Source organism: Dietzia cercidiphylli, assembly GCF_014145145.1.
In the GTDB taxonomy this organism is placed as follows: Bacteria; Actinomycetota; Actinomycetes; order Mycobacteriales; family Mycobacteriaceae; genus Dietzia; species Dietzia natronolimnaea.
In genome coordinates this window covers 1-14,024 of sequence record NZ_JAALEA010000199.1, presented here as the reverse complement: position 1 = coordinate 14,024, position 14,024 = coordinate 1, and the positions used below count along the sequence as shown (strand labels likewise).

Sequence of the window (14,024 nt, the reverse complement as noted above, 5' to 3'; positions counted from 1 at the left end):
CGCCGCCGCAAAGCTGGCCCGCCGCCTCGCCCGCGGCCCGCGCCGCGCACTGGAACTGACCAAGCGCGCCGTCACCGGGGCCACCCTCGCCGAGCTGGACGCCGCCCTGGCACGGGAGCACGAGGGACAGTGCGAACTCCTGGTGTCCGACGACTTCGCCGAAGGGGTCGCCTCGATCCTCGAGAAGAGGCGCCCCGACTTCTCCTGACCTGGTTCTCCACCCTCACCGCTCCCCACGAAAGGCCGACTCATGACCACCGCCACCATGGACCCAGTCGCGGAACTCCACGCCGCCCGTCGCAACCACTGGAACACGTGGGTGGCCACCCACGCCGAGATGAACCCCGACGGCGAGGCGCTGCGCTACCTCGGCCAGACCACCACCTGGTCGCAACTACACGAGCGCAGCGGCCTCTTCGCCGACGCGCTGGCCCGTCGTGGGGTCGCCAGGGGTGATCGGGTCATGCTGATCACCCTCAACAACCCGGAGTTCGTCGAGGCGGTGCTCGGCATCAACCGGTTGGGTGCCATCGCGGTGCCGGTGAACTTCCGCCTCACCCCGGCCGAGTTGGCCTACCTGGTGAGTGACTGCGCGCCGAAGGTCGTCGTCACCGACGCCCTGCTCGCCCCGCTCGTCGGGGCGATCCGTGCCCAGGGTGAGGAGCCCGGAGACCACATCGTGATCGGCGGCGAATCCGGCACCGAGAACCAGACCACCTTCGCCGACGCGCTGGCCGAGGAGGGCGAACCGCATCCGCCGGTCGACGTCCCGGAGGACTCCACCGCCCTCATCATGTACACCTCGGGCACCACGGGTCGGCCCAAGGGCGCGATGCTCTCCTACGAGAACCTCACCGCCCAGTCCCTGACCTGTATCCGGGTGTTCCGGCTCTTCGACGAGGAGGGGCGCGCACTGTGCGCGGCCCCGATGTTCCACATCGCGGCGCTCGGTTCGATCGCCCCGAGTCTCCAGCTCGGCGGCGTCACGGTGGTCCACCCCCTGCAGGCCTTCGACCCGTCCGCACTGCTCGACACCCTCGAGGCGGAGCGGATCACCAGCGTCTTCCTCGTGCCGGTGCAGTGGCAGGCCGTCTGCGCCGAGCAGAAGGCCCGCCCGCGGACGCTCGTGCTGCGCAACATCTCGTGGGGTGCGGCCCCGTCCACGGACACGATCCTGCGCGCCATGTCCGAGACGTTCCCGGACGCCCTCAACTGCGCGGTGTTCGGCCAGACCGAGATGAGCCCCATCACCTGTGCGCTCGACGGTGACGACGCGATCCGCAAACTCGGGTCGGTCGGCAAGGTCATCCCCACCCTGCAGGCCCGTGTGATCGACGCGTTCGGGGAGCCGGTCGGTCCCGGCGAGGTGGGCGAGATCGTCTACCGCGGACCCACCACCATGTCCGGCTACTGGAACAAGCCCGCGGAGACCGCGGAGGCCTTCGAGGGTGGCTGGTTCCACTCCGGTGACCTGGTCCGGATGGACGACGAGGGCTTCGTCTACGTCGTGGACCGCAAGAAGGACATGATCATCTCCGGCGGTGAGAACATCTACTGCGCCGAGGTCGAGAACGTCATCGCCGGCCACCCCCGGATCCGTGAGGTCGCGGTGATCGGTCGCAAGGACGAGAAGTGGGGCGAGGTGCCCGTCGCGGTGGTCGCCCAGCACGAGGAGGAGGGCCGCGCGGACATCACCCTCGACGAGCTGACCGGGTGGCTACGCGACAAACTGGCCGGCTTTAAGCTGCCCAAGCACCTCGTGCACGTGGAGGAGCTGCCGCGCAACGCCAGCGGCAAGGTGGTCAAGGGCGCGCTCCGCTCGGAGCACGGCTCCACGGGTGTCTGACCCGGCGGCCGAGTCGACGTCGGAACCCGGATACCACTGACATGGTCTTCCAACTCCCCGCGGGCCGAGGCCCGGTGGTCGATCTGGCGGGACAGGTCGGATCGCTGGTCGGCTACTCGGTGTTCACCCTGCTGAGCTGCGTGCGCACGGTCGCCACGGGGCGGCTCTCGCTCGCCGAGACCCGCGACCAGGCCCTGTTCGTCGCGCGGGTGTGCTCGGTGCCGGCGTTGCTATTGATGCTGCCGGTCGGCGTGCTCGTCGCCGTGTCGGTGGGGGAGTTGGCGGGCCGACTGGGGGCGGCCGGGTACGCGGGCGCCGTCGTGGCCTTCGTCGTGGTGGGGCAGGCGTCGGCGCTGGTCTGCGCGCTCATGCTGGCCGGGGTCGGCGGCTCGGCCATCTGCGCGGACCTGGGCTCCCGCACCATCCGCGAGGAGGTCGAGGCCATGGAGGTCATGGGGCTCGACGTGATCGAGCGGCTCGTGGTGCCCCGCGTCATCGCGACAGTGCTGGTCTCCCTGGTGATGTGCGCCCTGGTCACCGCGATGGGGGTGACCGCGTGTCTGATCTATCAGGTGTACGGCCAGGGGGAGTCGGCCGGGGCGTTCCTGTCCACCCTGAGCGCCTACGGCCGGCCCTCCGATCTGTGGATGGCGATGGTCAAGTCGGTCGCGTTCGCCGTGGTCTCCGCTCTGATCGCGACGTTCAAGGGGCTGCACGCCAGTGGCGGGTCGAGCGGGGTCGCGGACGCGGTCAACGAGACGGTCGTCCTGGCCTTCGTCACCGTGTTCGTGATCAACACCGTCATGTCGGCGGTCTACGGGCTCGCCGTGCCGTCGGTGGGGAAGTACTGACATGACCTCCCTCCCCGTCACCGACACGAGCGCCGCCCAGCGGCTCCGGGCATCCCGGCCGGCTGCGGTCCTGGCGCGCACCGCCACCGGCATGGCCGAGGTCGGCCGGCACGTGACCTTCGCGGGTCGGGTGCTCCTCACGCTGCCCACCGCGTTGGTGCGCTACCGCAAGCAGGTGGTCAAAGAGGTCGTCGACGTGGGCTTCGGCTCCAACTCGTTGATCGCCGGCGGCGGCACCATCGGCATCGTCCTGGCCATGTCGGCGGTCGCGGCGATCATGGTGGGCGTCGAGACCTACCGCGGTCTGGACCTGATCGGCATGACCAGCCTGTCCGGGATGCTCTCGGCGATGGCCAACACGCGCGAACTCGCGCCCGTCGTGGCCTCCATCGCCCTGGCCGCCAAGGTGGGCACCGGCTTCACCGCCCGGCTGGGCTCGATGCGGATCTCGGACGAGATCGACGCCCTCGACGCGATGTCCGTGCCGACGATCCCCTACCTGGCCGGGACCCGGGTCATCGCCACGATGATCTGCATCGTGCCGCTGTACGCCGTCGGACTGGTGGCGACGTACATCGCCACACGGGTGGTGGTGGTGCACGTCAACGGCGGCTCGGCGGGTACCTACGACTACTTCTTCCACATCACCCTGGGACCCGAGGACGTCCTCTACTCGCTGATCAAAGCGGTGGTGTTCGCCCTGGTGATCGTGCTCGTGCACTGCAGCTACGGGTATCACGCGACGGGCGGCCCCGAGGGCGTCGGGCGGGCCGCGGGCCGTGCGCTGCGGACCAGCATCCTCCTCATCGGGTTCATCGACATCGTGCTCACCTTCGCCCTGTGGGGCCTGGTGCCCGAGGTCCCGGCGTTGGGGATCACGTGAGGCGGCGTGTGGCGGGACCGACGCCCGAGCGGACGCTGGCGGTCCGCGGGCTGGTCGCGAGTGTCGTGGCCGTGGTGCTGGCGGGGTTCCTCGTCGCCCGGGGCGCGGGCGTCCTCGACCCGGGGGCGACGGTGACGGCGGTGCTGCCCTCGGAGGCGGGCCGGGTCCCGGTCCACGCCCCCGTCCATCACCTCGGGGTGAAGGTGGGTGACGTGCGGTCGTCCATCGGTGTCGTGTCAGGTGACAGTTCGGGTGACGACGACGAACCGGGCACGAGGATAGAGATGCTGATCGCCCCGGAGCACGCGGAGCGCATCCCCTCCGACGTCGTCGTCCGTGCGGTCCCGCGGACACTGTTCGGGGACGTGCGCCTGGACCTGGTGACCCCGGGCGAGCCGGGGACGACGCGCCCCGCCGGAGGGCTCGACAGCGGAGACGTCCTGGCCGCCGACCGTTCCGAGGAGGCCGTGCTCCTCTACGACGTGTTCACCCGCGCGAGCGACCTGCTGGTCTCCATCGAACCCGAACGTCTGCAGGTCACGCTCACCGCACTCGATCGGGCCCTCGACGGCCGGGGCGAGATGCTGGGGAGGGTCATCGGGGACGTGGACCGGGCGGGTGAGCACCTGTCGCCCGCGCTGGAGGAGACCGCCGGTGCGTCCTCCGCCCTCGCCTACCTCGCCGAGGACCTGGCAGCGGCCGGCCCGGTGATCCTCGAGACCCTGCAGGAGGCGACGCGGCTCTCGCAGATCGTGGTGGACCGCCCCGATTCCCTCGGCCGGCTGCTCGACGCGGGCCTGGCGGTCACCGGGTCGGGCGCGCACATGGCCGACCGGACCGTGACGGGTGCGATCCGACTGGTCGACGACACCGGGGTGGTGTTCGACCGGACCGCCCGGAACCCGCACGGGGTCATCCGGACCCTCTACGCCATGCGCCCCATGGGGGAGGCCGGGGAGGCGGCGTTCTCCACGGGGCGGTTCACCATCACGGCGGTCCCGTCGTTCTCCGACCCCATGCCGTACGGGCCCGAGGACTGCCCCCGCTATCCCGACCTGGCCGGGTCGACGTGTTCGGGTGCGGCGTCCCCCCACCGCGGGACCGGTCTCACGGTCGCCGCCGCCTCGGAGCGGGACCTGATCCGGGAACTCCAGGCGGCCGCCGCGTCCGAGCCCGGGTCGCCCGTGCCTCCGCCCGCCGATCCCGAGGTCGCGCCCGATGCCGCGGCGTGGACCATGCTCGGTCCGCTCGTGCGGGGTACCGAGGTGACGATCCGATGACGAGTCACCGCGGTCTGCGTCCGGCCCTGGGGCTCTTCGTCTACTGCCTGGTCGGGGTCCTGTGCACGGTGCTGGTGGTCAACACTCTCCGGGTGCCGATCGGGTGGGGAGCGCGGGCGTACGGCGCCGAGTTCACCGACGTCGGCGGGCTCGGCCCGGGCTCCGAGGTCACGGTCGCCGGCGTCCGCGTGGGCAGGGTGCTCGGAGTCGGGCGGGAGGTCGGCCCCCTGGGCGAGACGATCGCCGTCGTCGACTTCGAGGTCGAGCGCTCGGCGCCGGTCGCGAGTGGCGCGCGCGCGTCGGTCCGCTACGGGGACATGCTGGGCATCCGCTATCTCTCCCTCGATCCCCCACCGGACGGCGGACCGGCCGTCGGCGGTGCCGACCCGCTGCCGGAGGGGACGCGTATCCCGCTGGAGGCCACCACCGATCCCGTGGACCTCACCGCGCTCGTCAACGGGTTCAAGCCGCTGTTCGAGGCGGTGCGGCCGGACGAGGTCAACACCCTCTCGCGCACCGTGGTCGCCGCGTTCCAGGGCGAACCGGGTGCCATGGACGTCCTGCTCGCCCGCCTGGCGCTGCTGAGCCGGGACATCGTCGGCAGGCAGGACGTGTACACCCGGCTCGCGGACAACATCACGGCGCTCAACACCACGCTCACCGAGCGGGAGGAGGACCTCCAGCGGCTGGTCAGGGGACTCGACACCGTCTCCGGGGCGCTCGCGGACGGCGGCGGGAACGACCTCGCGGTGCTCATCGAGCGCGGGGACGCGGCCACCGCGACACTGGCCTCGATGCTCCGCGAGACCGATCCGGATCTCCGCGCGAGCGTGGACGCCGCTCGTCACACGACCGACGGGTGGATCCCCAACACCCCGGCGTTCGACACCGCGATGGGCAAGGCCCCGCTGTTCGCCCGGGAGGTTAACGCCCAGGCTCAGAAGGGTGGCTTCCTGGCCCTCTACATGTGCAACTTCACGGTCAAGTGGGACGACTGGGAGACCAGCCTGTTCGGTTACCGGAACTCGGGGGCGTGCCGATGAGTCCGATCACCATGGTGCGGGAGAGTCTGGTCGACCTCGTCCGCGACCCGAGGCACACCCGTCGCGGCAACACCGTCTTCGTGGGAGCCACGTCGATCCTGCTGGTCATCGCGATCTTCGCGGCGAGCATGGCCCTGCCCCGACTGTGGTACGTCCTGCGCACCGACCACTACGCGGCCGAGTTCGCCAACGCCGGGGGGTTACGGACGGGGGACCCGGTCCTGGTGGCCGGCGTGCCCAGTGGCCGCGTGGACTCCCTGACGTTGGAGCACGGGCTCGCGGTGGTGGGGTTCCGGCTCGACCGGGGCCAGGACCTGGGCGAGGCGAGCACCGCCACGATCGGTCTCAAGTCGATCCTCGGGAACAGGTTCCTCGAGGTCACGCCGGCGGGCGGGGGGGACCTCGGCCCGCACCGGCGGATCGGGGTGGAACGCACCACGTCGCCGTACATGATCGACGACATCGGGGGAGCGGTCACGGACCTGGCCGAGGAGCTCGACACGAGGGCCGTCAGCGCGATGATCGACAGCCTGGACAGCATCCTGCCGCAGGACGCCGGGGCCGCCGGTCAGTCGATCGACGACGTCTCCGCGGCCCTGGGTCTCCTCGCCCGCGAGGACGCGCGGATGTCCGGGGTGGTCACCACGACCCGCGAACTGACCGGGGTCCTCGTCTCGCAGGAGGCGGGTATCCGAGCTCTGACCGACCAGTCACTCGTGCTGGTCACCGTGCTCACCCAGCGTCGTGAGGCGCTCAGCTCCCTCGTGTCGTCCCTGGAGGATCTCGCGACCCGGGTGCGGGTGCTGCTCGACGAGGAGGCCGAGGACGTGGACCGCGTGCTGGGCAACATGCGCTCGATCAGCGAGACCTACCAGAGGAACATCGACGCGATGGACGAGGTGCTCACCCGGATGCCACCAGGACTCCGCGCGGTCACGGACGCGACCGGGAACGGCCCGTGGACGGATGTCGCCACACCGACCGGCCCGATCCCGGATTCGGCGCTCTGCGCCCTGGGGGTGATGGACGGATGCAACTGAGACGTGTGAGCCGGACCAGGGTCGTCGCGATCGTCGTCACCGCCCTCGCCGCCGTCCTGGTGTTGGCCTCTCTGCTCTCCGGCGCCCGGGGAGACGGCGGTCGCCAGGTGATCACGGCCGAGTTCGCCTCCGCCGAGGGCGTGTACGTCGGTTCGCAAGTCCGGATCGTGGGGGTCGAGGTGGGGATCGTCGAGAAGGTCGAGCCGACGGGGGACCTCGCACGGGTGCGGCTCTCACTGGATCCCGGTACGCGGTTGCCCGCGGACGTGGGGGCTGTGGTGATGAACCCGGCCGTCATCGCCGACCGGTTCGTCGAGCTCACCCCCGCCTACGTGGGCGGGCCGACGTTCCCGGACGACGGGGTGATCCCGGCCGAGCGGACGCGGGCACCCCTCGACTTCGACGAGTTCGTCTCCAGCCTGGACACCCTGAGCTCGGCGTTCTCGCCCGGAGCCGACGAGGTGGCACGTGGTCTCGACCGGGGGGCCGAGGCCCTCGACGGCCGGGGGGAGACGCTGAGCCGGGCCATCCGGAACCTGTCCACGGTCTCGGCGGTGGGCGGGGACCGGGCCGAGGATCTCGACGCGATCGTCACCGAGCTCGCGGTGCTGATGGACGCCGCGGGCGGTCGCGACCAGACCATGCGCGACCTCGTGCTGGGACTCGACGACCTGGGTCGGCAGCTCCGGGACGACCAGATCGACGTGGCGGCCCCGGCGGAGGACCTCCGTGTGATCCTCGACGAACTCGACGCGATCGTCGCCGCGCGCGGGGACGACATCACCGGGACGACCGCCGCGACCCGCGAGGTGACGGCGTTGTACGCCCGCCACCGCGCGGACTTCGCGGAGTTCCTGGATCTGTACCCGGTGATGATGGAGAACCTCGCGGCCGGGATCGGACCCGACGGCCGCGCGCGCATCCGCCTCAACGTCTCGTCCAACATCACCCACTTCGCCCGTGGCCGCGAACTCTGCCGACGTGAGCCGCTCCCACTGTGCACGGGCGCCGGCCTGACCAACCCGCTCATGTTCCCGGTCGAACAGAGTGACCCGATCGGCCTGGTCGGGGCGTTCGAACGAGTCGCGGGGGGTGGGTGAGCGCCATGCGTGAGACCAGAACCCGTCCGCACCTGGTGCGCGGACTCGTGGCCCTCCTCGGGGTGGCACTGCTCGGGGGTGCGGCGATGGTGGCCGTGAACACGCCACAACTCGCACTCCAGTCTGTTCCCCTGGGGATGGACACCGGGGAGGGCTCGGCGGACGTGGAGATGCGGTTCGAGCGCGCCGACCGGCTCGCACCCGGAGCGGAGGTCCGCTACGGGGGACGCCTCGTCGGCCGGGTCCGCAGCGTCGGCACCGACGGAACCGAGGCCGTGATCGGCGTCCGCCTCGAGGGTGACTCCGGCGTCCCCGCCGGCGTCTTCGCCGAGATCCGCCTGCCCACCGCCCTCGGCAGCCCGTTCATCGCGCTCACCCCGCCGGCGGCGCCCGCGACCGGTGCACTACTCGAGGACACGGGGGTCGTTCCGCGGGTGCACACCGGCGTCGGTCCGGACCTCGAGTCGAGCCTCGCCTCGCTGGGACTGCTGCTCAACGGGAGTGGGATCGCGCAGCTCGGCTCGGTGATGGAGGAGCTCACCGTGGCCCTGGACGGGCGAGGTGAGGAGATCGGGCGCATCCGGGAGCGTGGGGACCGCGCCCTGGAGTTGTACGAGGCGAACCGCGACGAGATCGACCGGACGATCCTCGCCCTGGACCGGGTCAACGCCTCGCTCGCCGGTCGCCGCGAGCTCATCGACCGCGGCATGCGGGTGTCCGCCGACCTCGTCTCGGAGGCGGCGGCCAGTCGGGAGACGATCACCGCACTCATGGACACCACCACCGCCCTGACAGTGCAGGTCGAGCAGTTCACCTCGGCTACGGACGGGCGCCTGACGCCGTCACTGCGCACACTGACCGTCCTGCTCGAGGACATGGAGGGCTTCGGGGACGAGGTGGCCCCCACCCTGGACGCCCTGCAGCGCTTCGTCACGAACTTCGACGTCGCGATCCGCGGGGACCACATGATGTTCGACGGCGCGCTCGACCTCCCCGGCTCGCTGGATGCCCTGGGCACCGGCGGTGAGGCGCGCGCGGGTCGACCGCTGCCGCCCGGTGCCACCGGCCCCCCCGACGCCCAGCCGCCCGTGGGGGGTGCGCCGTGAACCGCCACATCGTCACGCAGGCGCTGCTGTTCGCGTTCATCTCGGTGGTCGCCATCGGCTACGGCATCCGGTACATCGGGGAGGACGCCGACGTGGCGAGTGGTTTCCGGGTGGTGGCCCACGTCGAGGACGCGCGGGGCCTCGGACCCGGGGTGCGCGTGACCTACCGCGGCGTGGACGTGGGGGAGGTCCAGGACGCCGTTCTCGACGGGGTCGGCGGGGTCCGGCTCCACCTGAGGATCGTCGACGGCACCCGGATCCCCGTCAGCGCACACGCCCGGGTGGTGACCAGCACGGCCCTGGGGGACAACCGGCTCGACGTCCGGCCGACGAGCGGAGCCGGTCCCTACCTGGGAGAAGGTGGTGAGTTGCTGGTCCCCGAGGACGAGCAACCCGCGTCGATCGAGCACCTCATCGCCGATATCGACACCTCGCTGCGGGCGCTGGACCCGGAGTCCCTGGCCTCGTTCGGGGACAGCGTGGCCACCGCTCTCGAGGGCAACGGCCCGCGGCTTGGCGCGATCCTCGAGGACACCGCACTGCTCACGGCTGTGTTGACCGAGCAGGCTCCCACGTTCCGCGGGCTCGTCGGCGACGGGCTCGTGACCGTGCGCGCGCTGGCGGCCCGCCCGGATCCCCTCAGCGGGTCGGCCTCGGTGGCCCGCGACGTCGCCGAGCAGCTGGCCCGCCGGGAGGACACGCTCGTGTACCTGCTCGACCGCTCACCCGAGGCGATGCTCCGGGCCCAGGTGCTCCTCGATGCCAACCGGGAGGACGCGGCCGGCCTGCTCGCCAACACCCTCGTCGTCACACCCGTGTTCCGCGATCGGGGACCCGCCTGGGAGGCCGGCCTCACCCAGGGCGAGCGGGGACTGCGGGCCCTGGCGGGGACCGTGCGTGACGGTCGCGCGGACTTCCAACTGGTCGCCACCCAGGGGCCGGTGTGCGTCTACCCGTACGAGCCCCGCGACGTCGTCGACCACTCCCCGCGTGAGCCGAATCTGCGGTTGTACTGCCCGCCGGGCGAGGACCTGGAGCAGCGGGGATCGCGGGCGGCTCCCCGACCGAACGACGAGGGACTGGCGGGGGCGACCGAACCCGGAACCAGGATCGGCCCGCACATGGCCGTCGACCCTGTGCTCGTCCCGACCGGCAAGGAGATCGCCGCGTACTGGGCGACGATGATGGAAGGACTGCGTCATGGCGGCTGAGGCACCCAGGGAGGACAACGTCCCGGAGGATAGGGCCCGGGCGGACAACGTCCCGGAGGACAAGGCCCGGGCGGACACCTCCACGGTGGACGACGATCCCGTGGAGGGCACGACCCCCCCGCGGAGGAACTCCGCTCGCATCGTGAGCGCTGTGGTCGTGGTGGCACTGGTGGCCGCGTGTGCCTGGTTGGGCTACCTCGTGTGGTCGGACCACCGGGAGGACGAACTCCGACGCAGCGCGGTCGAGGACGCCACCCGCCTGGTCGTCCAACTCGCCTCCTACGACCACGCCGACGTGGACGCCAACATCGAGGCGGTCGTGGCGGACGCCACTCCGGAGTTCGCCGACCGCTATCGCGAGGTCTCCGAGGGGCTGCGCGAGTTGCTCACCAACGGACAGGGCACCTCGACCGGAACCGTGACCCACGCGGGGGTTCAGAGCGTGGACACCGGCAGCGCCGTGGTGCTGGTCTTCCTGGATCAGGAGATCACCAACGTCACCGTGCCCGAGGGCCGGGTCGACGCGAGCCGCATGGTCGTGACCCTGGTCCGCGACGGGAACCGCTGGCTGCTCGACTCCGCCGAACTGGCCTGATCCGTCACCGCCGAACCGGCCTGATCCGACACCGCCGACCGAACGACACCGATACCCGAGGAGAACCGCCACGTGATCACCGAACTGCACCGCAATCCCGCCCCGCCCACCCCACGCCGTCGACCGCCCGTCCTCCCCGACGCCCTCGACTCGATCGGTGCGGCCGGCGGGGTCGCCAACGTCATCATGCAGTTGTCCTGGCCCGAGGTGGGCTGGGGGGTACGCGAGAGCCGGGTGGACACCGGCAACGTCTACAAGAGGCCCTTGAAGCGGGCCCGGACGACCTTCCAGTACCTGGCGGTGGCCACGCTGGGGAGCGACGACGACAAGCGGGTCTACCGCGAGGAGGTCACCCGCATCCACCGTCGGGTGCACTCCACACCCGACAGTCCGGTCGAGTACAGCGCGGTGGACCCCAAGCTCCAGATGTGGGTGGCCGCCTGTCTGTACGTGGGATTCGAGGACGTCTTCGAGTGGCTGCACGGACCCATGACCGAGTCCGACCGCGAGGCCTTCTACCGCTCCGCCCCGTCTCTGGGGACGACGCTCCAGGTGCGCGCCGACCAGTGGCCGGCGACGCGGGCGGAGTTCGACGACTACTGGCACGAGGGCAAGTCCCGGATCCGATTCGACGACCCGGTACGCGAACACCTGGTGGGTCTGACGGAGCTCCGGATGCTGCCGCAGCCCACGACGGTCCTGTTCGGGCGCCTGAACAAGTGGGTGACGACCGGGTTCCTGCACCGCGAGTTCCGCGACGCGCTGGGGCTGGCGTGGGACCCGCGGGACCAGCGGCGCTTCGAGCGGTTCCTGGCGCTCACCGCGGCGGCCAACCGGATGCTCCCGTACCCGGTCCGGACCCTCACCTACCGGGTGCTGCTGCTGGACCTGAAGTGGCGCCTGCGAACCGGACGGCCGCTGATGTGACGTCCCGGGGCTCACGTCGGAGATGAGACGGCGGAGGCCGGGGCGGTGTCGCCCCGGCCTCCGGTGGTCGCGGGTCCGACCCGCGCGACGAGTGCCGGGTGGTCAGGCCTGCGCGACCAGCGTCGCGCCCCGGTCCTCGTCGCGGTCCTCGTCCCACACGCCGGCGCGCTGGAGGTGCGCGATGAGCAGGTCGGCGCCGTTGGTGAACTCCCGGTCGACCACGGCGTGGGCCGTCTCCACGTCGCCGGTGCGCAGCGCCTCGAGCATCCGCCTGTTGTCCTCGAGCGCGGTGGACCGCCAGTCCGGATCCTCGGCGTAGAGCCGGTAGGGCATGTAGCGCGCGGCGTTGTTGAGGAAGCGGGACAGCTTGTCCGACCGGGACGCCCGGTTGATCGAGCGGTGGATGGCGTACTGCGCGCTCACCACACGGTCCGGATCGCCCGTCACGGCCGCCGTCTCGAAGTCCTCCACCAGGCGGGCGTGGTTCTCGAGGGCCGCCTCGTCGAACCGGGTGATGGCACGGTCGACGATCCGCTTGGACAGCCGGGCCTGCAGCCAGAAGATGTCCTCGACGTCCTGCCTGCTCATCGGCGAGACCAGGTAACCGCGTCGTGGGACCAGATCGACCAGCCCCTCCCCGCGCAGGGTCAGCAGGGCCTCGCGCACCGGGGTCACGCTCACCCCGAGAGCGGCCGCGGTCTCGTCCAGACGGATGAAGTCCCCGGGGCGCACCTCGCCGCTCATGATCCGGGTCCGGACGTGGTCCGCGACCTCCTCGGAGAGCTGCGGACGCTGCGCGAGTCGTGTTGCGGCCATATCCGCCACCTCATCTCCGGGGATCACGAACGACCGAGGGGCCTCGGCCGAGAATCGAAATCAAATATATCCGAGGAGTGTGCGATTGCCCAGCAGGGGTGAGCGCCTCTCCCCCGCTGTATGGCCCCGGTGGAGAGTCTCGCGCATGGCACCGGCCCGGGGGAGGTGGGCGTTTCTCCCGCGTGTGCCGACGTGCCGGGCGAGACTGGGGGCATGACCTCATCCGAGACCCGTCCAGCCGTCCGCACCGAGCGCCGCGATCACATCCTGCTCGTCACCCTCGACCGCCCCGAGGTCCGCAACGCCGTCAACGGCGAGGTGAGCACGCTGCTCGGGCGGGCCCTGCACGAGGCGGACACGGACCCGGAGATCCGGGTGGTCGTCCTCACCGGGTCGGGGGAGCAGTCGTTCTGCGCGGGGGCGGACCTCAAGGCGATCTCCCGGGGAGAGGACATTTTCCCGGCGGAGAACCGCCAGTGGGGTTTCGCGGGCATGATGCAGCATCACGTCTCCGTGCCGGTGATCGCCGCGGTCAACGGCACCGCATTGGGTGGGGGCTGCGAGATCGCGCTCGCGTGCGATCTCGTGGTGGCCGCCGAGCACGCGATCTTCGGGCTGCCCGAGGTCAGGCGGGGTCTCATCGCGGCGGCGGGCGGCGCGTTCCGGCTGCCGGCCCAGCTGCCCCACCGGGTGGCCATGGAGATGATCCTCACCGGCGAGCCGGTCACGGCCGAGCGCGCCCTGGACCTGCATCTGATCAACCGTGTCGTCCCTGCCGGGCAGCTGCTCGACGCGGCGCTCGAGCTGGCCGGCGTGATCGCCGCCAACGCCCCCTTGGCCGTGCAGGCCAGCAAGCGCGTCGCGCTGGGGATCAGCGACGGGGCCCGCGCGGCGGAGGACGACCGGTGGAAGGTCAGTGACACGGAGATGATCACCGTCATGACGTCGGAGGACGCGATGGAGGGCCCGCGGGCGTTCGCGGAGAAGCGCGCTCCCGTCTGGAAGGCGCGCTGAGACCCATCCCACATCCCGATCGGATGTGCACGCCGCCCGCCCGAACTACATTTCCTTCATGGGAGCCCAGTTCAGGTCAGCGGTGATCGAGGAGGACCTCCAGGTCCTCGACTCCGAGAGTCGGGAGCTCACGCCCAGGGCGTCCGAGCTGCTGGCCCACCGATCAGCGGACGTCGCTGCCGACGAGGTGCGCAACTGTGTGATCCGGACGCGCACCCGTCCGGCCCACACGGCCTCGGGCCTGCGCTCCGGGCTGCACGAGGCGCGCGAGGGACTGCGCCGGGTGGGCGAGGGCCGCGGCCTCACGGTGGC

At 71.3% G+C, this 14,024-nt stretch carries 14 protein-coding genes and 1 pseudogene; 14 read left to right on the top strand and 1 reads right to left on the bottom strand.

Features of this window, described 5'->3' with window-relative positions:
- From G6028_RS07885 to G6028_RS07830, 12 genes and pseudogenes are all read left to right on the top strand, one after another.
- Positions 1-208: pseudogene (locus tag G6028_RS07885) on the top strand (enoyl-CoA hydratase); the annotation flags it as partial.
- 42 nt (positions 209-250) lie between these two features.
- Positions 251-1,846, top strand: a complete 1,596-nt coding sequence (fadD5, locus tag G6028_RS07880; protein WP_182658542.1) for a fatty-acid--CoA ligase FadD5 — start codon at positions 251-253, stop codon at positions 1,844-1,846.
- 41 nt (positions 1,847-1,887) lie between these two features.
- Positions 1,888-2,697: an MlaE family ABC transporter permease gene (locus G6028_RS07875; RefSeq protein WP_182658541.1), complete on the top strand. Its 810-nt coding sequence runs from the start codon at positions 1,888-1,890 to the stop codon at positions 2,695-2,697.
- Between the two features lies 1 nt (position 2,698).
- Complete coding sequence (locus tag G6028_RS07870; RefSeq protein WP_182658540.1) at positions 2,699-3,580, top strand: MlaE family ABC transporter permease; 882 nt, start codon at positions 2,699-2,701, stop codon at positions 3,578-3,580.
- 8 nt (positions 3,581-3,588) lie between these two features.
- On the top strand, positions 3,589-4,860 hold the full coding sequence (locus tag G6028_RS07865; RefSeq protein WP_182658539.1) for an MCE family protein: 1,272 nt from the start codon (positions 3,589-3,591) through the stop codon (positions 4,858-4,860).
- Complete coding sequence (locus tag G6028_RS07860) at positions 4,857-5,903, top strand: MlaD family protein (RefSeq protein ID WP_182658538.1); 1,047 nt, start codon at positions 4,857-4,859, stop codon at positions 5,901-5,903. The genes G6028_RS07865 and G6028_RS07860 overlap by 4 nt, the downstream gene beginning before the upstream one ends.
- On the top strand, positions 5,900-6,943 hold the full coding sequence (locus G6028_RS07855; RefSeq protein ID WP_182658537.1) for an MCE family protein: 1,044 nt from the start codon (positions 5,900-5,902) through the stop codon (positions 6,941-6,943). Before G6028_RS07860 ends, G6028_RS07855 begins: the two co-directional genes overlap by 4 nt.
- Complete coding sequence (locus tag G6028_RS07850; RefSeq protein ID WP_182658536.1) at positions 6,934-8,043, top strand: MCE family protein; 1,110 nt, start codon at positions 6,934-6,936, stop codon at positions 8,041-8,043. The genes G6028_RS07855 and G6028_RS07850 overlap by 10 nt, the downstream gene beginning before the upstream one ends.
- Before the next feature lie 5 nt (positions 8,044-8,048).
- On the top strand, positions 8,049-9,149 hold the full coding sequence (locus G6028_RS07845; RefSeq protein WP_179523933.1) for an MlaD family protein: 1,101 nt from the start codon (positions 8,049-8,051) through the stop codon (positions 9,147-9,149).
- Positions 9,146-10,360 carry an MlaD family protein gene (locus G6028_RS07840; RefSeq protein ID WP_182658535.1) on the top strand — a complete coding sequence of 405 codons (1,215 nt, stop codon included), beginning with the start codon at positions 9,146-9,148 and terminating at the stop codon, positions 10,358-10,360. The genes G6028_RS07845 and G6028_RS07840 overlap by 4 nt, the downstream gene beginning before the upstream one ends.
- Positions 10,350-10,955 carry a hypothetical protein gene (locus G6028_RS07835; protein ID WP_182658534.1) on the top strand — a complete coding sequence of 202 codons (606 nt, stop codon included), beginning with the start codon at positions 10,350-10,352 and terminating at the stop codon, positions 10,953-10,955. Before G6028_RS07840 ends, G6028_RS07835 begins: the two co-directional genes overlap by 11 nt.
- A gap of 72 nt (positions 10,956-11,027) precedes the next feature.
- Complete coding sequence (locus G6028_RS07830; RefSeq protein ID WP_338404177.1) at positions 11,028-11,882, top strand: oxygenase MpaB family protein; 855 nt, start codon at positions 11,028-11,030, stop codon at positions 11,880-11,882.
- 102 nt (positions 11,883-11,984) lie between these two features.
- Here the strand turns inward: G6028_RS07830 and G6028_RS07825 are convergent, their stop codons facing one another.
- The gene (locus G6028_RS07825; protein WP_194306102.1) at positions 11,985-12,698 is read right to left on the bottom strand and encodes a GntR family transcriptional regulator; all 714 of its coding nucleotides are present in this window, start codon (positions 12,696-12,698) and stop codon (positions 11,985-11,987) included.
- 213 nt (positions 12,699-12,911) lie between these two features.
- Between G6028_RS07825 and G6028_RS07820 the strand changes: the two genes are divergently transcribed.
- Positions 12,912-13,712, top strand: coding sequence for a crotonase/enoyl-CoA hydratase family protein (locus tag G6028_RS07820; RefSeq protein WP_182658533.1), 801 nt, complete (start codon positions 12,912-12,914; stop codon positions 13,710-13,712).
- A 58-nt stretch (positions 13,713-13,770) separates the two neighbouring features.
- The coding region (locus G6028_RS07815; RefSeq protein WP_182658532.1) for a glutamate--cysteine ligase family protein at positions 13,771-14,024 on the top strand (254 nt) is incomplete at its 3' end.